Genomic DNA, 19,798 nt, shown 5'->3' with positions numbered 1-19,798 from the left:
GCGAGCCGGGAGCGGTGCGCCCCACACGGGTGAGGCGCGTGTCCCCTCTCCCCGCTCGCGGGGAGAGGAGGTGCAGGGCTTACGCGCCGCCGCAGGACTTGGTCTTGGTGTTGTAGTTGCCGCACTTGAGCTTGACCCAGTCGGCCTCGAGGTCCTTCGAGCCCTCGAGCTGCTTCGACCACGCCTCGCCGGGGATCAGGCCCTCGGTCTTCCAGACCACGTCGAACTGGCCGTTCGACTCGATCTCGCCGATGAAGACCGGCTTGGTGATGTGGTGGTTCGGCAGCATCTTCGCGGTGCCGCCGGTGAGGTTCTTCTGCTCGATGCCCGGCAGCGCGTCGATCACCTTGTCGGGGTCCGTGGTGCCGGCCTTCTCGACCGCCTTCACCCACATGTTGAAGCCGATATAGTGGGCCTCCATCGGGTCGTTGGTGACGGCCTTGGGGTTCTTCTTGAACGCCTGCCACTTCTTGATGAAGGCCTCGTTCTCCGGCGTCTTGATCGACTCGAAGTAGTTCCAGGCGGCGAGGTGGCCGACCAGCGGCTTGGCGTCGATGCCGGCGAGCTCCTCCTCGCCCACCGAGAAGGCGACGACCGGGATGTCGGTGGCCTTGATACCCTGGTTGCCGAGCTCCTTGTAGAACGGCACGTTGGCGTCGCCGTTGATGGTCGAGACCACGGCGGTCTTCTTGCCGGCCGAGCCGAACGCCTTGATCTTCGACACCTCCGTCTGCCAGTCCGAGAAGCCGAACGGCGTGTAGTTGATCATGATGTCCTCGTCCTTGACCCCCTTGGACTTGAGGTAGGCTTCGAGGATCTTGTTGGTGGTGCGCGGGTAGACGTAGTCGGTCCCCTCCAGCACCCAGCGCTTCGCGCCGCCGCCATCCTCCGACATCAGGTAGTCGACCGCCGGGATCGCCTGCTGGTTCGGGGCGGCGCCGGTGTAGAACACGTTCCGCTCGCTCTCCTCGCCCTCGTACTGGACGGGGTAGAACAGGATGTTGTCGAGCTCCTTGAAGACCGGCAGCACGGACTTGCGCGACACGCTGGTCCAGCAGCCGAACACGGCCGCGACCTTGTCCTTGCTGATCAGCTCGCGAGCCTTCTCGGCGAAGAGCGGCCAGTTCGAGGCCGGGTCGACCACCACCGGCTCCAGCTTCTTGCCCAGCACGCCGCCCTTGGCGTTCTGCTCGGCGATGAGCATCAGCATCGCGTCCTTGAGGGTGGTCTCCGAGATCGCCATCGTGCCCGACAGCGAGTGCAGGATCCCGACCTTGATGGTCTCCTGCGCCCGGGCGGCGCCCGCTCCCAGCGTGCCCATCGCCAGCCCGGCGGCCAGCGCGGCGGCCGAGGCCCAAGTTCCAAATGCCTTCATGGCGGTCCCCTGCGTCGTCTTCCTCGCGACGGGCCGGGCTTCGCAAATCGTGTGCCAATTATTTAGGCATGGCGCGCCGGGAGGCTGCTCGGGGCGCGCCGGCGCCCAGAAGGACGGCGTTTCGCCCGCCGGAGCGGCAGCGCCGTGCCGCGTCCTGCGGCGTCGGGGGGCACGTCGGGGGGCGGGCGGACCAAGCGGTGGGCACCGGCGACCGCAATCTCGCCAGCACGTTGAACGGATGCGGATCGATGCCACTTACCTCAGCCCGCGGGGCGGGCGGCACCCGTCCGCCGGGGCGGGAGGGGGTCCTGGGCTGAAGGCTGTCATGGCAGAGCGCTACTATTTCCGCCTGAGGAGCGACGGCGAGACGATCGAGGACGAGACCGGCGTCCTCGCCGCGTCGGTCGCGCACGCGGAGGCGGAGGCGCTGGTGCTGATCGAGGAGTTCCGGAAGGCCGGCGAGCTGCCGGACGCTGCGGCGGGCTGGCGGATGGAGATCCACGACGCGAACGGCACAGTCCTGCGCACGCTGCCGCTCTCCTGATACGCCGACCCGGCCCCATGCCCCGACGGGCACGGCGCGGCGCGACCCCAGCGCGATCCGGTACGACCTTCGCGGCCGATGCCGGGAGGCGGCCCCGGTCCGATCGCGCCGAGAGCCGCATCCGGGCGTGGCGATCATTTGATGCGTTCGCGGAGTAAGGATAAGCCGTCACGCGTTTACGCAGAGGCGGCTCCGCGCGCGTGGCAGGATGTCCGGGAGATCCCTTGAACCCCTTCCTTCGGAAGCTGGCCCTGCGCGCGAACCTGGACGAGGGCGACGTGGCCGCCCTGGCAGCGGCCACCAGCGATGTCGCGCAGGTCGAGGCGGGCCGCGACCTGGTCTCGGAAGGCGTGCGGCCCGACGCCGCCTACGTGATCCTCGACGGGTTCGCCTGCCGCTACAAGCTGGTGCCCGACGGGGGGCGCTCGATCCTCGCCTACCTCGTGCCCGGCGACGGCTGCGACCTGCACGCGTCCCTGCTCAACCGGGCGATCCACTCCGTGGCGACGCTGACGCCCTGCACCGTCGCCTCGGTCCCCTACCGGACGATCAAGGAACTCGCCGCCCTCCGGCCCAACATCTACCGCGCCCTCTGGTGGTCGATCCTGGTCGACGAGGCCGTCCTGCAGGAATGGCTCGTCGGGGTGGGGCGCCGGTCCGCCGACAGGCAGGTCGCCCACATCATCTGCGAGCTCTTCGCGCGCCTGAACGCCGTCGGCCTCGGCCTGGAGCCCGATTACCGCCTGCCGCTGGCGCAGTCCGAACTGGCCGACACGGCGGGGCTCTCGAACGTCCACCTCTCGCGCGTCCTCTCCGATCTGCGCAGGGCCGGCCTGATCGAGAGCGGGCGCAAGAGCGTGCGCGTGCCGAATCTCGAGCGTCTGCGGGAGTTTTCCGGGTTCACGCCCGACTACCTGCTCCTGCCCGGCCCGAACCCGCCCGTGGAGGCGCTCGGCGCGCTGCCGCAGATGACCGGGCAGGTGCGGGCGGCGTCCGGCTCGTGAGGCTCACCGGCCGTCGCCGTCCCAGTCCGTCTCGGGATCCTCGGCCACGCGGCGCCCGATCTGGGCCGTGAGCGGCACGCGGATCGCGCAGCGCAGCCCGTCCGGCTCGTAGCGCTGGTCGACCGCCGCGCCGAGATCGTAGGCCAGCATCTCCGTCAGCACGTCCGTGCCGAAGCCGCGCCGTCCGGAGGCCTGCACACCGCGGCCGCCGGTCTCGGCCCAGTCGAGGCTGAGGACGGGCGGTCCGGCCTCCGCGTCCGTCACCCGCCACGCGGCGCGGATCCGGCCCTGGGGGAGCGCCAGGGATCCGTGCTCCACCGCGTTGCTGGCCAGTTCGTGCAGGGCCAGCGCGACGACCTGGGCGGCCTTGGGGCGGAGGCGCACCCGCGGGCCCGCGAGGCTGGCCTGCTCGCCCTCGCGGGCGAGGTGGAACATCAGCTCGTCCGAGATCAGCGTGTGCAGGTCCGCGTCGCCGAACGCGTCCGTGGCGGCCTGCACGCGCATGATCGCCCCGAACCGGCCGTCGAGATGCGCCACGTAGCTCTCGACATCCGCGGCGCTCTCGGCGGAGCGGTGCATGACGGTGCGCATCATCGCCATCGTGTTGCGCATGCCGTGGCGCAGGCCGTCCGGGAGCCCCGCCGCGTCGAGCAGCCGGCGCAAGCGCGCGTTGTTGGCCTCGAGGGCCGCGAGTCGCTCCGCCGGATCGCGAGGGTCTGTCATGCCGGGCCACTCCGGATGTCGTTCAACCTGGCTCAATCACCGCGGGGCGGCCAGGGTTCAGCGCGCGGCGGCGTGGCCGGCCTCGGTGAGATGGAGGTACGCGGTGTCGAAATGCGCGAGCCGGGCGAGCGCGGCCGGATCGTGGATCGTCAGGCGCCGGCTGCGCAGGGTGATCAGCCCCATGCCGCGCAGTTCCTGGAGCGTGCGGTTGATGTGCACGCTGGTCTGCCCCATCGCGTCGCCGAGATCGTTCTGCGTCATCGGCATCGCGCAGGTATTCCCGTCGTTCAGGCCGATGGCTGCCAAGCGCGCGTGCACCTCGCAGAACAGGTGGGCGAGGCGCTCGATCCCGGTGCGGCTGCCGAGGCTGACCGTCCACTCGCGCTGGATCGCCGCGGTGGCCAGGGCCTCGCGATGGAAGGCCATGTCGAGCCGCGGGCTGCGGGCGATCACGTCCCGCATCGCGCGGCCGGAGATCTGGCCGAGGAGCACGGGCGTGATCGCGCCGATCGCGTGATCCATCTCGTCGAGGAGGAAGATGTGCGGGTCGCACGGGTCGCCCGGGAGCAGGAGCGAGACGATCTGGCGGCGCCCGTTGGCGAACTGCCGGTACCGGCAGGCCCAGCCCTCGAGGATCACGTTGATCGCGCGCGGATCGTCGCCCTCGTGGATGATGTCGGTGCGCGCGGCGACCATGCGGCTCGGGCTCATGGCGTCGGCCAAGCACATCCGGTCGTCTTCGGAGAGCCCGACATAGCAATTTAGCTTGTGCACGAGCGGGTTTGGCATGGCGGCGTCTCCACGACGGCGTGGGGGCGCGAACCTACATTTTGTTTCAAGCCATGAATACTTACGCAGATTAGTTTGTGCTACCGTAAGGTGTCTTTCCGCCCGCCGCACCTGGCCGAATCGCCCGGATCCGGGCCCGTCACCGTCGCGAGGCGGCAATATCTCGGCGGTTCGGGCGGCCCATCGCGAGGACTAGGGCAGTGATCCCGCGCCGGACTCTCCCGGAGGGAGAATGTTCGCGCGTCGTGTCGAAATTGAAAAGACTGTGCTTTTGACTTCGTGGGCCCGGCGGAGCACGATTTGACGGGCGGGAGTGCCGGAATATCGGCTCGGGACACGTCGTCGTCCTGTTCCTCGCCTTCTCTCAACGGGTTCCGCCGGTTCGCGCCGCAGCGGACGGCCTATCGTGGACGGATTCCTGCCCATGCAGCCTGCGCTGCGCCTCGTCCGCCCGGTCCGGGACGGGCGACCCCCCCTCCCCCGGCCCGCCGCCCGCCCGGCGGCAGGCCCCGGCGGCGGCCCGCACCGGGACCGGGCGGACGCGGTCCTGTCGGTCGAGGGGCTGTCCCTCGCCTTCGGCGGCACCGTCGCCTTCGCGGAGATCGACCTCGCGGTCGGGGCCGGCGAGATCCACGCCGTGATCGGGCCGAACGGCGCCGGCAAATCCTCGCTGATCAACGCGATCACCGGCCTCTACGCGCCGCGGGCCGGGCGGGTGCGGCTCGGCGCGGAGAGCTTCGCCCGGGTGCCGGCCGGGCGGCTCGCCGCGCTGGGCGTCGCCCGAACCTTCCAGAACCTCGCCCTGTTCGCGGGCCTGAGCGTGCGCGACAACGTCCTCGCGGGGCTCTCAGCCGCGCGGCGCGCTGGGCCCGCGGCCCAGATCCTGGGCCTGCCCTCCGCCCGGCGGGAGGCGCGCGCCCACCGCGCCGCCGCCGAGGCGGTGATCGGACGCCTCGGCCTCGCGGCGGTGGCCGACCGCCTCGCCGGCAGCCTCCCCTACGGGCTCCAGAAGCGGGTCGAGCTCGGCCGGGCCCTGGTGGCCGGGCCGCGGCTCCTGCTCCTCGACGAGCCGATGGCCGGCATGACGGCGACCGAGAAGGCCGAGATGACCGGCTTCATCCGGGCGGCGCGGGATCGGTCCGGGGCCGCGATCGTCCTGATCGAGCACGATATCGGCGTCGTCATGCGCCTCTCCGACCGGGTGACCGTGCTCGATCACGGCCGCCGCATCGCCACCGGCACGCCCGCGGAGGTGCGGGCGGACCCGGCGGTCATCGCGGCCTATCTGGGGCTCGCGGACGGGGAGGCGGATGCCGCCGCGGATGGAGACGCGGATGGAGACGCGGCCGAAGACGGGGACGCGGCCGCCGCATGAGCCCGGATCTCGCCTTCCTGATCGAGGTTGTCGTCGGCGGCCTCCTGTCGGGCGTCATGTACGCCCTCGTGGCGATCGGCTTCGTGCTGATCTACAAGACCTCGGGCGTGCTCAACTTCGCCCAGGGCGCGATGGTGCTGTTCGCCGCCCTCACCTTCGTGAGCCTGACCGAGCGCGGCCTGCCCGTCCCGGCGGCCCTGGCCGCGACGCTCGCCGCGATGGTGGTGGTCGGTCTCGGCGTGGAGCGCCTGGTGCTGCGGCCGCTCGTCAACCAGCCGCCCATCACCCTGTTCATGGCGACGCTGGGCGTCGCCTACGTGATCGAGGGCGCGGCCCAGCTCGCCTGGGGCACCCAGGTCCACGGCCTCGACCTCGGCATCGACGACACGCCGATCGATCTCGGCGGCGTGCTGGTCAGCCGGTTCGACCTGTTCGCCGCCGCGGTGGCGGGCCTGATGGTGGCGGTCCTCGCCGCCTTCTTCCGCTACACCCGCACCGGCCTCGCCTTCCGGGCGGTGGCGGACGATCCGCTCGCCGCCCTCAACACCGGCCTGCGCCTGCCCCGGATCTGGTCGGCGGTCTGGATCGCCGCCGGGATCGTCGCGCTGGTGGCGGGGCTGCTCTGGGGGGCGCGGCTCGGCGTGCAGTTCTCCCTGTCGCTGGTGGTGCTGAAGGCGCTGCCGGTGCTCGTGCTCGGCGGCTTCGACTCCGTCGCCGGGGCGATCGTGGCCGGGCTGCTCGTCGGCGCGGCGGAGAAGCTGTCCGAGGTCTATCTCGGGCCGGTCATCGGCGGCGGCATCGAGGGCTGGATCGCCTACGTGGCGGCCCTGGGCTTCCTGCTGGTCCGGCCGTCGGGCCTGCTCGGCCTGCGCGCCGTCGAGCGGGTCTGAGCCGCCGTGGTGGCCCTCCCCCGCGCCGTGCCGCGCCCGCACCTGCCCGCCGGGACCCTCGGCCTCGGCGCCCTGCTGGTCCTGGCCTACGGGATCCTTCCGCTCACCGGCACGAGCTACCTGTTCGAGGCGCTGCTGACGCCGTTCCTGGCCCTGGCGCTGGCCGGCCTCGGGCTCAATCTGCTCACCGGCTATGCCGGGCTGCTCTCCCTGGGCTCGGCCGCCTTCATGGCGGTCGGGGCCTACGCGGCCTTCAACCTGTCGCTGCGCCTGCCCGGCCTGCCGCTCCCGGCGTCGCTCCTGCTCGCCGGCCTCGTGGCGGCGCTCGCCGGGCTGGTGGCGGGGCTGCCGGCCCTGCGCCTGCGGGGCTTCTACCTCGCGGTCTCGACGCTCGCCGTGCAGTTCTTCGTGGCCTGGGCGCTGAACCGGATCGGCTGGATCTCCGACGACAGCCCCTCGGGCATCGTCACCGCCCCCCGGCTGGCGGTGGCCGGCCTGTCCTTCGACGACCCGCGCGGCCGCTACCTGGTCACGCTCACGGTGGTCACGCTGCTGACCTTCGTCGCGTGGAGGCTCGTGACCTCGCCCACGGGGCGGAACCTCGTGGCGATCCGCGACAACGAGACCGCCGCCCGCCTCGTCGGCGTGCGGGTCGCCCGGACCAAGCTCCTGGCCTTCGCGGCCTCGTCCTTCGTGATCGGGATCGCCGGGGCGCTCTGGGCCTTCGCGTATCTGCGCACCGTCGAGCCGGCGGGGTTCAACCTCGACCGCTCCTTCCAGATCCTGTTCATCGTGATCATCGGCGGCCTCGGCACCCTGCGCGGCGCCTTCCTGGGCGCGGGCTTCATCGTGGTGCTGCCCCTGCTCCTGTCGCGCCTCGGCGCGGCGCTGCTCGGCGACGGGTTCGATTCCGGCACCCTGGAGATGGTCCAGCGCGTCGTGCTCGGCGCCCTGATCGTCGCCGTGCTGATCCGCGAGCCCGCCGGCCTCGCCGCCCTCCTCGACCGGGCGGGCCGCCGCCTCGGCCGCCGCGCGGCCTGATCCCCTCCCCGCCCGACCAACCCCAGGACGACCATGCCCCTGACGACCCGTCTCCGCGCCGCGCTCCTCGCCGGCACCGCCGCGCTCGCCGGCGCGGCCCCCCGGGCCGCTTGGGCCGACGAGCAGTATTTCCCGCTCCAGAGCTACCGGGTCGGCCCCTACGCGGCCGGCGGGACCGGCTTCTTCGGCGGCTTCATCGACTATCTCAACCTGATCAACGCCCGCGACGGCGGGGTGAACGGCGTCAAGCTCACCTGGAGCGAGGGCGAGACCCAGTACGAGGTCGAGCGCGGCGTCGAGGTCTACGAGCGGCTGAAGTCCCGGCCCGGCATCGCCGCCTGGAACCCGCTCTCGGTGGGCATCGCCTACGCGATGATCGACCGCATCACCGCCGACAAGGTGCCGCTGATCACGATCAACCACGGCCGCACCGACTCCACCGACGGGCGCGTCTTCCCCTACGTGTTCCCGCTGCTGCTCAACCCCTACAGCGAGACGAGCGGCATCATCCAGTATCTCGGCACCCGCGCGGGCGGCCTCGACAAGCTGAAGGGCAAGACCGTCGCGGTGCTCTACCACGGCTCGCCCTACGGTAAGGAGACGATCCCGATCTACGCGCGGCTCGCCGAGCGCTACGGCTTCACCGTCGCGCAGATCGAGGTGCCCCATCCCGGCAACGAGCAGCAGTCGCAGTGGCTCACGATCCGGCGCCTGAGGCCCGACTTCGTGGTGCTGCGCGGCTGGGGCGTGATGAATCCGGTGGCCCTGAAGACCGCCCAGAAGACCGGCTTCCCGGCCGACCGCATCGTCGGCAATGTCTGGTCGAACTCGGAGGAGGACGTGATCCCGGCCGGTGACGCCGCCAAGGGCTACGTCGCCATCACGACCCAGGCCTCGGGCACCGCCTACCCGGTGATCCAGGAGGTCGTCGGCAGGGTCTACGGGGCCGGCAACGGCAACCTCGCCGACCGGAAGCGGATCGGCAGCGTCTACCACAATCTCGGGGTGCTGAACGGCATCCTCAACGTCGAGGCGGTGCGCATCGCGCAAGCGCGGTTCGGCCAGCGGACGCTCACCGGCGACGAGGTGCGCTGGGGCTTCGAGCACCTGCGCCTCGACGAGGCCCGGGTGGCGGCGCTCGGCGCCAAGGGCCTGTTCCACTCGATCAACGTCACCTGCGCCAACCACGAGGGCGAGGGCCGCGTCACCTTCCAGCAATGGGACGGGGCGAAGTGGACCGTGGTGTCCGACTGGATCGCCCCCGACTGGGCGAGCCTGCGCCCGATCATCGAGGCGTCCGCGACCGCCTACGCCAAGGAGCGCGGCATCACCCCGCGCGACTGCGCCGCCGAGGAGGCCGCGGACGCGGCCGGCAAGCAGGCCGCCGCGGCGGCCCGGTGAGCGCCCGGTGAGCACCGCGCTGCCCCTCCTGCAGGTCGAGGCCCTGGAGGTCGTCTACGGCGGGGCGGTGCACGCCCTGCACGGCGTCGACCTCGCGGTCCGGGCGGGGGAGATCGTCGCCCTGGTCGGCGCCAACGGCGCCGGCAAGACGACCCTGCTGCGGGCGGTGTCGAACCTGCTGCCGGCCCTGCGCGGCCGGGTCACGGCCGGGCGCCTCGCCTATGACGGGCGCGACGTGACGCGGACCCGGACCGACGTCCTCGTCCGCGCCGGGCTCGTCGGCGTGCTGGAGGGGCGCCACTGCTTCCGGAGCCTGAGCGTCCAGGAAAACCTCGTGGCGGGCGGGCTCGGGCGCGGTACGGGCCGCGGCGGCGTGCGCGCCGATCTGGACCGGGTCTACGGCCTGTTCCCGCGGCTCGCCGCGAAGCGGGGCGTCGCCGCCGGCCTGCTCTCGGGCGGCGAGCAGCAGATGGCGGCGATCGGCCGGGCGCTGATGGGGCGGCCCCGGCTGCTCGTCCTCGACGAGCCGTCCATGGGGCTCGCTCCCCGCGTGGTCGAGGAGATCTACCGGGTGCTCGCCGGCCTGAACCGCGCCGAGGGTCTGACCCTGCTGGTGGCCGAGCAGAACGTCCACCTCGCCCTGCGCCACGCCCACCATGCCGTGGTGCTGGAGAACGGGCGCAGCGCGCTGGCCGGCACCGCCGCGTCCCTGCGGGCGCGGGACGACGTCCGGTCCCTGTATCTCGGGGGCGCCGACGATGCCGGGGCCGCCGCGCTGCCGGAGACGGGCCGCCGCGCATCGGGCTGACGGTGCCGGCCCGCGTCAGACCTCGCATCAGGCCTCGCGTCAGGATTCCCGGTCGGCCCGGCGCAGGGACCAGAGCAGGGTACCGTGGGCGTCGACCAGCCACAGGGCGTTCACCGCGTCGTCCTCGATCGTCAGCGAGCGGCTGTTGGCGAGGCGCACCGCCTCCTTCGCGTCCGCGGCCGTGAGCACCTCGTCGACGCGCGGCGCGCCGATCTCACCATCCTCGCCACGGACCGCCCCGCGCAGGCGATAATCCGGCATCCGTCGAACCCCCATCTCCCCGCGGCCGGCGCCCGTCCGGGGCGTGCCGCGGGTGCGAAGATAGGCGCCGGCGCGGCGTGTCGAGGGTCGGCGGGCCGCTACGGCCCGTCGCGGCTCGCCAGGATCCGCTGCGGCTCCGTGAGGAACACGGCCCGCAGCGCGGCGGCCGATTCGCGGGCCGCAAGGTCGAGGGCCCGCCGCGTCGCGGCGATCCGGGCGGCGCAGTCGCCCGAGGGGGCCGCCGCTGCGGCCATCGACCGCGCGGTGCCCGGATCCGCGGCGGGCGCGGCCGCCCCGTCCGGCCGCGCGGCCCGTGTCCGGGCGAGGAGCGGGGCGAGCCCGTGCGACGCGGGCCGCTCGGCCCGCAGCCGCGCGTCGAGCGCCACGAGGTCGCCGGCCGCGAGGAGGCCGCAGGCCGCCGCGTCCCCCGCGCCGGCCCGCTCCAGCGTCGCCAGGATCCGCTGGCCCAGGGCGCGGACGACGGCGTCGTCGGCCGACCGGAAGCGCCGCTGCAGGTAGCCGGCGGCCATCCACCTCAACCCCGCGGCGGCCTCCGCCTCCGGCCGGCCGGCGGCGTAGCCGTCCCGGTACCACCGGGCGATCGGGTCGAGCCCCGCCGCCTCGGCTTGGCGCAGGATCGGCAGGTTCCGCAGGATCGCGGCCCGCGCCCCGGCCGCGCTCGGATCCGCGTCCAGGGTGGAATCGGGGAAGCGGTCCGGTCCGACGACCTCGGTGACGATGCCGGCCGCGCGCAGCTCCCCGTCCGTCGGGATCCAGATCCCGGCCGGGGGCACCGCCAGCGCCCGCGTCACGAAGGCCGCCGGCAGGCCGGCGGCCCGGTAGGCCGCCCGCTCCGGCGCGGAATCCACCGGGTGCATCCGGCCCCGCGCCCCGATCTCGTAGGGGGCGTGGAAGCCGAGCCGGCCGCCGGTCGCGAGGTAGCGCGTCCGGCCGCGGATGAAGATCAGCGTGCAGGCCGAGGCGCAGGCGTCGGGGACGTAGGTGGCGAGGCCGCGGGCCGCCACGAGCGCCCCGATCGCCGCCCCCTCCTCCACGAGGCCGCCGTCGCTCGTGAGATGGATCCGGGCGATCCGCGGGTGCGCGGCGAGGATGGCCCGGACCCGCGCGGCGACCCCGGCCGCGAGATCGCCCGCGAGCCTCAGGTCCCGTCCGCCCGGCCCGACCGTGAGCCGGGCCGGGACGTCCGGCACGCCGGCCGCGCCGCGGCCCTTCGGCGGGTTTCCGGCCGCGGCCGGGCCGGCGGCACCGAGCGCCAGGGCGGGCGCCAGGGCGAGCGCGCAGGCGGCCGTCCCCGTCCAGCGCCTCCACCCGCGGGGGAAGACCGACATGGCAGGTTTCCATCGTTCGTGGTCGGAGAGGCCGGCGCGGCCGGCAGCGACGCGCCTACTGGAGGTAGGCGACGAACATCTCGGACACGGCCCGGGACGCGTAGGCTTCCGGGCTCTCGCCCCAGCGGATCGGGAAGGCCTCGGCCACCGGGCGGCCGGCGAGGATCTGCGCGACCTCGTCGGGCATCAGGCCGTCGTCGAGGGCGCTCGCGAGGGCGGCGCGTTCGTGGGAGGGATGGGAGCGGACGCTCCGGGACAGGGCCCGGCCGAGGGCGGCGGCCGGTTCGGGGCTCAGGTCGGGACGGGTGTTCCGGGTCGTGTCATAGGTCAGCATCGGTGGTCGCCTCGCGTGTCTGATGTCGTGCGCTCTCCTCCTCTTGGACGCGGCAACACGGCAGACACGGCGCAGTCATCCGGGCGAACCGTTCCTTGCTGGTGATCACGGCAAACCTCCGTTGGGCTCCGCATCGACTGTATGTCGACGCCGTCAATGTAGACGCCAGGCCCGAGAATGTGCTGCCAAATTGGCGAGGACTTGCAGCGCAGGTTGTTCGTCGAAGCCGCGAGCCGGAGCAGAAGCACGGGGTCGGCGGAGATATGCCCGGATCGCGGCCGCGATCGATCGCCGGTGCCGGTCGGCGACGGCCGGCTCCCGGGACTTGCCAAAGCCGGCGCGATGCCTGAATATCATTTTGTAACAACAACTTAGCGAAACAATGCTCCGGCAACGCGCTCGTGCGGTCGAAACCTTCTCCGCCGGGCCGGGGCATCCGGAAGAGACTTCTCGCCGGCGCCGCCGGCGGCGGAATCGGGCCGCTACCGCGACCGGTTCGAGGGAGACGACACCATGGCCCCGGGGACGATGATGCGGGGCGACGCCCCGGCCAATGTGGGCGTGACGGTCCAGGGGCACGACGCCCTGGAGCGCGGCCGGCCCGGCCCGTTCCGCCCCCTGCCGTGATCGGCGACGACCGATGCATCACGCTGCCCTGCCCGCCGCGGGCGCCACGATGGCCGTGGTCCAGCCGCCCCTGCGCATCACGAGCCGCAGCACCGCGGAGGCCGAAGTCTGGGCCGCCCTGCGCGCCGAGGCCGAGGCGGCCCTGATCGAGGAGCCCCTCTATGCGGGGATCATCCAGGCGACGATCCTCGACCAGCGCTCGCTGGCCCAGGCCCTCGCCTACCGCCTCGCCCACCGGCTCGGGGACGGCGACCTCGCTCGCCTGTCGATGCGCGACCTGTGCCTCTCGGCCTTCGAGGCCGACCCGCAGGCCGGCGCCCACGCGGTGCGCGACCTCGTGGCGATCCGTGAGCGCGACCCGACCTGCCGCCGCTACCTCGACCCGTTCCTGTTCTACAAGGGACTCGCCGCGCTCGAGGCGTACCGGGTCGGCCACTGGCTCTGGCACCGGGGCCGGGCGACCCTGGCGCTGCACGTCCAGAGCCGGATCTCCGAGGTGTTCGGCTGCGACATCCACCCGGCGGCCCGGATCGGTTCGGGGGTGTTCATCGACCACGCCACCGGCGTGGTGATCGGCGAGACCACGGTGATCGCCGACGACGTCTCGATCCTCCAGTCGGTGACGCTCGGGGGCAACGGCAAGGAGAGCGGCGACCGGCATCCCAAGATCGAGCGCGGGGTGCTGCTCAGCGTCGGCGCCAAGGTGCTGGGCAACATCCGCGTCGGGGCGGGCGCCAAGGTCGCGGCCGCCGCGGTGGTGCTGCAGGACGTGCCGCCCCACACGACTGTGGCGGGCGTGCCGGCCCGGGTCGTCTCGCGCCTGCCCGTCGACGAGGAGCCGGCGCTCAGCATGGACCAGTCCTTCGGCTACGGGGACGGCATCTGAGACGCGCGAAAGATTTTTCCTGACAACAAAGTCGTCCGGGCGCCGCCGCCGGGCGCGACTCCGTAGAATTAAGTTCTCTGACATGCCTGTCTGAGGACGGTCGTGTCCTGTTCGTCGTGCATACCACGGGATCCATTTCTACGAATCGATGAAAAATAGGGACATCATTCCGTTGACCCTTGGGCGAATCAGACTTTATCCAGACATCGCCGGAACAACGATGAAGTCGGCCCGGCCGAGCGTTCGACGATGGCTGTCGGACTGCTAGAGAATACATGATTTGATTGACGGTGCGGCCGCTCAAGTAGCGATCGTCGTCGCGTTCTGATCGGAACGACTTGCGTCCGCCCCGCACAGGCTGCGGGGCGCACCGCCGCCGCGCGGATCGGCGCGGCGCGCCTGAAATCCTGGATGGAGTGAGGACGAACGATGAGTGGACCGGGTCTGAGCGTGAGCGCCACGGCGGCACGCAATCTTGCGACGGCGACCGTCACCTCGGTCCAGAACGCGGCCAACACGCCGCGCTGGCTGCTCCGGCTCCTGCCCTTCGTGGACGTGGCGGGCGGGGTCTACCGCGTCAACCGCCGCGCCGTCGTGCTGGCCCGCCCCGGCCGGATCGATCTCGTCGCCGAGGACAAGGGGGACGGCAAGGTGATCCGTCCCGCCTCCCTGCGGGCCGTGCCGCTGTTCAGCCGGCTGGGCGATGCCGAGCTGGCGGCGCTGGCGGCCAAGTTCACCGAGAGCCGGCACAAGGCCGGAACGGTGATCCACGAGGAGGGCTCCGCCGGCCGCAGCCTCACGGTGGTGGCCGACGGCACCGTCGAGCTGACCCTGTCGGGCCCCTACAAGGGTCGCCTGCGCCAGGGGCTCGCCACGAAGGGCGACTATTTCGGCGATGCGGGCCTCGCCGGTGAGCGCGCGCCCGCCCCGGCCGTGAAGGCCCTGTCGGCCGTGACCCTCCTGACCCTCGACGCCGCCGCGGTGGAGAGCGAGGAGATCCGCGCCAAGATCGCGCAGTACCGCGAGGAGCGCGACCGCCTCAAAGGTCACACCAACTCCTACGGCGAGCAGGGGATCGAGCTGCTGGCGGTCCATACCGGCGAGCCGCGCCTGCCGACGACCTTCGTGGACTACGAGGTCGATCCGCGCGAGTACCACCTCTCGACCATCCAGACGATCCTCAACACCCATACCCGCGTCACCGATCTCTACTCCAACGAGATCGACCAGCTCCGCGAGCAGATCCGCCTCACGGTCGACGCCGTGAAGGAGCGCGAGGAGTGGGAGCTCCTGAACAACGCGCAGTTCGGCCTTCTCGGCGAGGTCGGCCCGCGCCAGCGCATCCCCACCCGCGGCGGCCCGCCCACCCCGGACGACCTCGACGAGCTGCTGACCCTGGTCTGGAAGAAGCCCGCCTTCTTCGTGGCCCATCCCCGCGCCATCGCGGCCTTCGGCCGGGAGGCGACCCGCCGCGGCGTGCCGCCGGTCGTCGTCCACCTGTTCGGCGCGCCGTTCATCACGTGGCGCGGCGTGCCGCTGGTGCCGAGCGACAAGCTGCCGATCGACCTCGACCCGGTGACCGGGGCCGAGACCACCTCGATCCTGCTGCTGCGCGTCGGCGAGGGCGAGCAGGGCGTGGTCGGCCTGCAGAAATCGGGCGTGACCGGCGAGATCGAGCCCGGCCTGTCGGTGCGCTACATGGGCACCAACGACCACTCGATCGCCTCGCACCTCGTGACCCGCTACTTCTCGGCCGCCGTGCTGGTCGAGGACGCGATCGCCCGCCTCGATAACGTGCTGCTGGGCAACTACCATGACTACGCCTGAGGCTGTCGCCCTCGGGCTGCCCGGGGCGAGCCCGGGCGAGCTGGCCCACGCGGATCTCGTCGGACGCCTCGCCCGGGAGATCTACGGGCAGGGTCAGGCCGCGAGCCGGCCCTTCGCGCCGGCGCTCCCCGCCGGCCCCCAGGTCCCGCAGGCCCTCGAGAGCCTGCCCCAGGGCCCGGGCGGCGCGCCGCTGCCGAGTGCGCCCCTGGGCGTCCCTTCCGCCCCAGCGGGCGGCCAGCCCGCCGGCCTGCCGCCCGACGCCTCCGCGCTGGCGGCGCGCTCCTTCGGGGCGCCGCCGGTCGGCCTGCCGGGCCTCTCCGGCCCGACCGTGCCGAACCTCGCACCCGCGAGCCCGGCCCTCGCCGATGTCGGGGCGATCCCGCCGGTCCACCCGGCGAGCCCGCGCCCCGTGCTGCCCGATTTCTCCTTCGCCAGCGCCCCGGCGCTGGCGGCCGCCCTGCCCGGCGGTCCGGAGCTGCACCGGCAGATCGCCGCGGACCATCCCCGCGCCAACGCCTTCGCGCACGCCCTCGCGCCGACTCTCGTGCCGGCCGACCCGTCGAAGGCCGGCCGCGATGCGGCGCAGGAGCGCTTCGCCCGGACCGGCCATCTGTCCCGGGTGCCCGAGGCGTCGGCCGGCGACTACTACTTCCTGAACCTCGGCCCCGGCCCGGCCCGCAGGGCGCCGGCGAGCCCCCGGGTGGAACCGGCCCGCGACCCGGGCCCGGCGCCGCGCCTGGCCGCGCAGGGGGCGAGCCCGGTGGCGGCGCCCTTCGACGTGGAGCATGTCCGCCGGGACTTCCCGGCCCTGCACCAGAGCGTCAACGGCCACCCGCTGGTCTGGCTCGACAACGCCGCCACCACCCACAAGCCGCAAGGGGTGATCGACGCGACCTCGGAGTTCTACGCTCGGCACAACTCGAACATCCACCGGGCCGCCCACACTCTGGCGGCGCGCGCCACCGACCTGTTCGAGGGCGGCCGCGCGGCGGTGCGCCGCTTCCTCAACGCGCCCACGAAGGACGACATCGTCTTCCTGCGGGGCACCACGGAGGCGATCAACCTCGTGGCGAACTCGTACGGCCGGGCCAATGTCGGCCCGGGCGACGAGATCATCGTCTCGACCATCGAGCACCACGCCAACATCGTGCCCTGGCAGCTGCTGGCGCAGCAGACCGGGGCGACGCTCCGGGTGATCCCGGTCAACGATCGGGGCGAGATCATCTTCGAGCAATACGCGGCGTTGCTCTCCGGCCGGACCAAGATCGTCTCGGTGACGCAGGTGGCCAACGCGCTCGGCACCGTGAACCCGGTGCGGGAGATCATCCAGCTCGCCCACGCCTACGGGGTGCCGGTGCTGGTCGACGCGGCGCAATCCGCGCCGCACATGCCGCTGGACGTGCAGTCCCTCGACGCGGACTTCCTGGTCTTTTCCGGCCACAAGGTGTTCGGGCCGACGGGCATCGGCGCGCTCTACGGCAAGACCCACCTGCTGGAGGCGATGCCGCCCTGGCAGGGCGGCGGCCACATGATCGAGGACGTCACCTTCGCGAAGACCGTCTACAAGGGCGCGCCCGAGAAGTTCGAGGCGGGCACACCCGACATCGCCGGGGCGGTCGGTCTCGGAGCGGCGCTCGACTACCTCGCGGCTATCGGCATGCCGGCGATCGCCGCCTACGAGCACGACCTCCTGGGCTACGCGCAGGGCGGGCTCGCCGACGTGAAGGGCCTGCGCCTGATCGGCACGGCCTGGGAGAAGGCGAGCGTGATGTCCTTCGTGATCGAGGGGCAGACGAACGAGGCGGTGGCCCACCACCTCGACGGTCACGGCATCGCGGTGCGCTCGGGCCACCACTGCGCCCTGCCGGCCCTGCGCCGGTTCGGAGTCGACCAGTCGGTGCGGGCCTCGCTCGCCTTCTACAACACCCGCGCGGAGGTCGACGCCTTCCTGCGAGCGCTGCACACCCTGCCGCGACCGTGACCGGCGCGTCGCCGGCCGGCGGGCGCGGGGGCGTCGTGTCCGCGCCGAACCCTGCCCTGCGGGCGTGAGGATCCGCGCGACCCGTCGCCGACGTCCGGCGCGGCGCGCGGATCCTCACGCCGCCGGCCGGAGATGCCGCGTCCGCACCGTGCCGTCGATGGCCCGCAGCGCGCGGAGCACCGCGTCCGCCTCGCCCGGCGGCACGGACGCGTCCACCACGACGTAGCCGAACTCGCCGTCCGTCTGCAGGTACTGCGCGTCGATGTTGAGCGACCGGCCCGAGAAGATCGCGTTGATCTGCCCGAGCACGCCGGGCACGTTCCGGTGCACGTGGAGGAACCGCGCACCCGACAGGCGCGGCGGCAGCTGGACCTGCGGGAAGTTCACGGCGCCGAGCGTCGAGCCGGTCTGGACGTAGTCGACCAGCTTGCGGGCCACCTCCGCGCCGATGCGGTCCTGGGCCTCCTCGGTCGAGCCGCCGACATGGGGGGTGAGGATCACGTTCGGCAGCCCCTGCAGGGGCGAGACGAAGCGCTCGGCGTTGGAGGTCGGCTCCACCGGGAAGACGTCGATCGCGGCCCCGGCGAGGTGACCGTCGCGCAGAGCCACCGCCAGGGCGTCCAGGTCCACGACCGTGCCGCGGCTGTTGTTAATCAGGTAGGCGCCCGGCTTCATCGCGCGGATCCGCTCCGCGCCCATCAGCCCGTGAGTCAGCGGCGTCTCCGGGACGTGCAGGCTGACCACGTCGCTCACGGCGAGCAGGGCCTCGAAGCTCTCGGCCGGCTCGGTGTTCCCGTGGCGCAGCTTGTCGGTGAGGTCGTAGAAGATGACGCGCATGCCCATCGCCTCGGCGAGGTTCGAGAGCTGCGCGCCGATATTGCCGTAACCGACGATGCCGAGCGTCTTGCCGCGCACCTCGAAGGCGCCGGTGGCCGACTTGTCCCAGCCGCCTTCATGGGCCGCGACCGAGCGCGGCACGATGCGCCGGAGCAGCATCACGATCTCGCCGATCGTCAGTTCGGCGACGCTGCGCGTGTTCGAGAACGGCGCGTTGAACACGGGCAGGCCGCGGGCGCGCGCCGTCTCGAGGTCGACCTGGTTGGTCCCGACGCTGAAGCAGCCGATGGCGGCGAGGTCGGGCAGGGCGTCGAGAAGCGCGGCGGTGACCTGCGTGCGCGAGCGGATGCCGAGGACGGTGACGTCGGCCAGTTCGCCGGCGTCCCCGGGGCTGACCGCGCGCGACAGCTGCCGGATGGCGCCGATCCCGGCCTGGGTGAAGATCCTGGACGCTGTCGGCGCTATGCTTTCGGTCAGAACGACGCGCTCGGTCGACACGGTCTGTCCTCCCTCTACGGACGGGATGGGATCCGCGACCTTGGCGCCGGCGCGGCGCAGCGGCAAGGGCGGCGCGGGCGGGACGGGGTTGCGGGCGCGCGGCGCGGGCCGCCCTCCCCGCCCCGCGGCGGACGGCCCGGCCCCGTCGTCTCGACGGCGCGCGCCGGGCCTGCCAGTGTCCGCCTCCCGGCGGCCGAGGCCGCGGAGCGACAGGTGCACCATGACCGGATCGACAGCCCGGGCCGTGATCGTCCAGCCCGGCGGCGGCTTCGACGCGGTGACCTTCGGCGAGCGGCCCGTGCCGGAGCCCGGGCCCGGCGCGATCACCGTCCGCCTGCGGGCGAGCTCCCTCAACTACCACGACTACGCGGTGGTCAGCGGGATGTGGGGCCCGAGCGAGCCGCGCATCCCGATGTCCGACGGGGCCGGAGAGGTCGAGGCCGTGGGGCCGGGCGTGACCGAGTTCGCCGTGGGCGACCGGGTGGTCAGCACGTTCTTCCCGACCTGGCTGGAGGGCACGCCGCGCGTCGAGGGCTTCGCCACCGTGCCGGGCGACGGGGTCGACGGCTACGCCCGCGGGGGCGTAACCGCGCCCGCCACCGCCTTCACCCGCGCCCCGCGGGGCTGGGACCACGCCGAGGCGGCGACGCTGACCACCGCCGCGCTCACCGCGTGGCGGGCGCTGCACGCCGATGCCGGCCTGAAGAGCGGCGACGTGGTGCTGGTGCAGGGCACCGGCGGCGTGTCGCTGTTCGGCCTGCAATTCGCCAAGGCGGCGGGGGCCACGGTGATCGCCACCTCCTCCAGCGACGCCAAGCTGGAGCGCCTGCGCGGTCTCGGCGCCGACCACGTCATCAACTACCGCACCGACCCGGCCTGGGGCGAGACCGCCCGGCGCCTGACCGACGGGCGCGGCGTCGACCACGTCCTCGACGTCGGCGGCCCGGCGACGCTGGAGCAGTCCATGGCCGCCGCGCGGGTCGCCGGCCACGTCTCGGTGATCGGAATCCTCTCGGGGGTCGCGGGCGAGCTGCCGCTGGTGCCGGCGCTCCTGAAGCAGATCCGGCTGCAGGGCGTGCTGGTCGGCAGCCGGCGCCACCAGATCGAGATGATCCGCGGCATCGACGCCTGCGGGCTGCGGCCGGTCATCGACCGCCGCTTCCCCCTCGACGACCTCGTCGCGGCGTTCCGCCACCAGGAGAGCAACCGTCACTTCGGCAAGATCTGCGTCGAGATCTGAGCGGTCCG

General features: G+C 72.8%; 18 protein-coding genes. 11 read left to right on the top strand and 7 right to left on the bottom strand.

Going from position 1 to position 19,798, the window contains the following annotated elements; genetic code table 11:
* Window positions 1–79: 79 nt before the first annotated feature.
* Entirely contained in the window at window positions 80–1,375 is a 1,296-nt protein-coding gene (urtA, locus tag H288_RS0124065) for an urea ABC transporter substrate-binding protein (RefSeq protein ID WP_020095143.1), read from the bottom strand.
* Window positions 1,376–1,700: 325 nt separating this feature from the next.
* Between urtA and H288_RS0124060 the strand changes: the two genes are divergently transcribed.
* Both H288_RS0124060 and H288_RS0124055 read left to right on the top strand, forming a co-directional pair.
* On the top strand, window positions 1,701–1,919 hold the full coding sequence (locus H288_RS0124060; RefSeq protein ID WP_020095142.1) for a hypothetical protein: 219 nt from the start codon (window positions 1,701–1,703) through the stop codon (window positions 1,917–1,919).
* A gap of 224 nt (window positions 1,920–2,143) precedes the next feature.
* Window positions 2,144–2,923: a Crp/Fnr family transcriptional regulator gene (locus H288_RS0124055; protein WP_020095141.1), complete on the top strand. Its 780-nt coding sequence runs from the start codon at window positions 2,144–2,146 to the stop codon at window positions 2,921–2,923.
* A 3-nt stretch (window positions 2,924–2,926) separates the two neighbouring features.
* Here H288_RS0124055 and H288_RS0124050 read toward each other — a convergent pair whose 3' ends face one another.
* Together H288_RS0124050 and H288_RS0124045 are read right to left on the bottom strand one after the other, a co-directional pair.
* Entirely contained in the window at window positions 2,927–3,646 is a 720-nt protein-coding gene (locus H288_RS0124050; RefSeq protein ID WP_020095140.1) for an HWE histidine kinase domain-containing protein, read from the bottom strand.
* Between the two features lie 57 nt (window positions 3,647–3,703).
* On the bottom strand, window positions 3,704–4,435 hold the full coding sequence (locus H288_RS0124045) for a Crp/Fnr family transcriptional regulator (RefSeq protein ID WP_026605240.1): 732 nt from the start codon (window positions 4,433–4,435) through the stop codon (window positions 3,704–3,706).
* A gap of 424 nt (window positions 4,436–4,859) precedes the next feature.
* Between H288_RS0124045 and H288_RS0124040 the strand changes: the two genes are divergently transcribed.
* The 5 genes from H288_RS0124040 to H288_RS0124020 are packed head-to-tail and all read left to right on the top strand — an operon-like array spanning window position 4,860 to window position 9,950.
* A complete protein-coding gene (locus H288_RS0124040) occupies window positions 4,860–5,810 on the top strand; it encodes an ABC transporter ATP-binding protein (protein ID WP_020095138.1) in 951 nt (316 codons plus the stop codon).
* On the top strand, window positions 5,807–6,700 hold the full coding sequence (locus H288_RS0124035; protein ID WP_020095137.1) for a branched-chain amino acid ABC transporter permease: 894 nt from the start codon (window positions 5,807–5,809) through the stop codon (window positions 6,698–6,700). The genes H288_RS0124040 and H288_RS0124035 overlap by 4 nt, the downstream gene beginning before the upstream one ends.
* Before the next feature lie 27 nt (window positions 6,701–6,727).
* Window positions 6,728–7,741 carry a branched-chain amino acid ABC transporter permease gene (locus H288_RS0124030; RefSeq protein ID WP_234083011.1) on the top strand — a complete coding sequence of 338 codons (1,014 nt, stop codon included), beginning with the start codon at window positions 6,728–6,730 and terminating at the stop codon, window positions 7,739–7,741.
* Window positions 7,742–7,774: 33 nt separating this feature from the next.
* Window positions 7,775–9,142 (top strand): ABC transporter substrate-binding protein, encoded by a 1,368-nt coding sequence (locus tag H288_RS0124025; protein ID WP_020095135.1) that lies wholly within the window; start codon window positions 7,775–7,777, stop codon window positions 9,140–9,142.
* A 7-nt stretch (window positions 9,143–9,149) separates the two neighbouring features.
* A complete protein-coding gene (locus tag H288_RS0124020; protein ID WP_020095134.1) occupies window positions 9,150–9,950 on the top strand; it encodes an ABC transporter ATP-binding protein in 801 nt (266 codons plus the stop codon).
* A 39-nt stretch (window positions 9,951–9,989) separates the two neighbouring features.
* Here H288_RS0124020 and H288_RS0124015 read toward each other — a convergent pair whose 3' ends face one another.
* The 3 genes from H288_RS0124015 to H288_RS34850 form a co-directional block, all read right to left on the bottom strand.
* On the bottom strand, window positions 9,990–10,211 hold the full coding sequence (locus H288_RS0124015; RefSeq protein ID WP_020095133.1) for a hypothetical protein: 222 nt from the start codon (window positions 10,209–10,211) through the stop codon (window positions 9,990–9,992).
* Between the two features lie 98 nt (window positions 10,212–10,309).
* Window positions 10,310–11,560, bottom strand: a complete 1,251-nt coding sequence (locus tag H288_RS0124010; RefSeq protein WP_020095132.1) for a hypothetical protein — start codon at window positions 11,558–11,560, stop codon at window positions 10,310–10,312.
* A 55-nt stretch (window positions 11,561–11,615) separates the two neighbouring features.
* The gene (locus H288_RS34850; protein WP_020095131.1) at window positions 11,616–11,894 is read right to left on the bottom strand and encodes a hypothetical protein; all 279 of its coding nucleotides are present in this window, start codon (window positions 11,892–11,894) and stop codon (window positions 11,616–11,618) included.
* Window positions 11,895–12,534: 640 nt separating this feature from the next.
* Between H288_RS34850 and cysE the strand changes: the two genes are divergently transcribed.
* The 3 genes from cysE to H288_RS0123985 all read left to right on the top strand — a co-directional run bounded on the left by cysE (window position 12,535) and on the right by H288_RS0123985 (window position 17,215).
* Window positions 12,535–13,407: a serine O-acetyltransferase gene (cysE, locus tag H288_RS0123995; protein WP_020095129.1), complete on the top strand. Its 873-nt coding sequence runs from the start codon at window positions 12,535–12,537 to the stop codon at window positions 13,405–13,407.
* A 429-nt stretch (window positions 13,408–13,836) separates the two neighbouring features.
* Window positions 13,837–15,234 (top strand): family 2B encapsulin nanocompartment shell protein, encoded by a 1,398-nt coding sequence (locus tag H288_RS36295; RefSeq protein ID WP_026605239.1) that lies wholly within the window; start codon window positions 13,837–13,839, stop codon window positions 15,232–15,234.
* Window positions 15,221–17,215: a family 2A encapsulin nanocompartment cargo protein cysteine desulfurase gene (locus H288_RS0123985; protein ID WP_020095127.1), complete on the top strand. Its 1,995-nt coding sequence runs from the start codon at window positions 15,221–15,223 to the stop codon at window positions 17,213–17,215. The genes H288_RS36295 and H288_RS0123985 overlap by 14 nt, the downstream gene beginning before the upstream one ends.
* A 114-nt stretch (window positions 17,216–17,329) precedes the next feature.
* Here the strand turns inward: H288_RS0123985 and serA are convergent, their stop codons facing one another.
* Window positions 17,330–18,550, bottom strand: coding sequence for a phosphoglycerate dehydrogenase (serA, locus tag H288_RS0123980; RefSeq protein WP_020095126.1), 1,221 nt, complete (start codon window positions 18,548–18,550; stop codon window positions 17,330–17,332).
* Window positions 18,551–18,770: 220 nt separating this feature from the next.
* Here serA and H288_RS0123975 point away from each other — a divergent pair, with 220 nt between their 5' ends.
* Window positions 18,771–19,790: an NAD(P)-dependent alcohol dehydrogenase gene (locus H288_RS0123975; RefSeq protein WP_020095125.1), complete on the top strand. Its 1,020-nt coding sequence runs from the start codon at window positions 18,771–18,773 to the stop codon at window positions 19,788–19,790.
* The last annotated feature ends 8 nt before the right edge of the window (window positions 19,791–19,798 follow it).

Source organism: Methylobacterium sp. 285MFTsu5.1, assembly GCF_000383455.1.
Taxonomy (GTDB): Bacteria; Pseudomonadota; Alphaproteobacteria; order Rhizobiales; family Beijerinckiaceae; genus Methylobacterium.
This window is presented reverse-complemented; position numbering and strand designations above follow the sequence as displayed.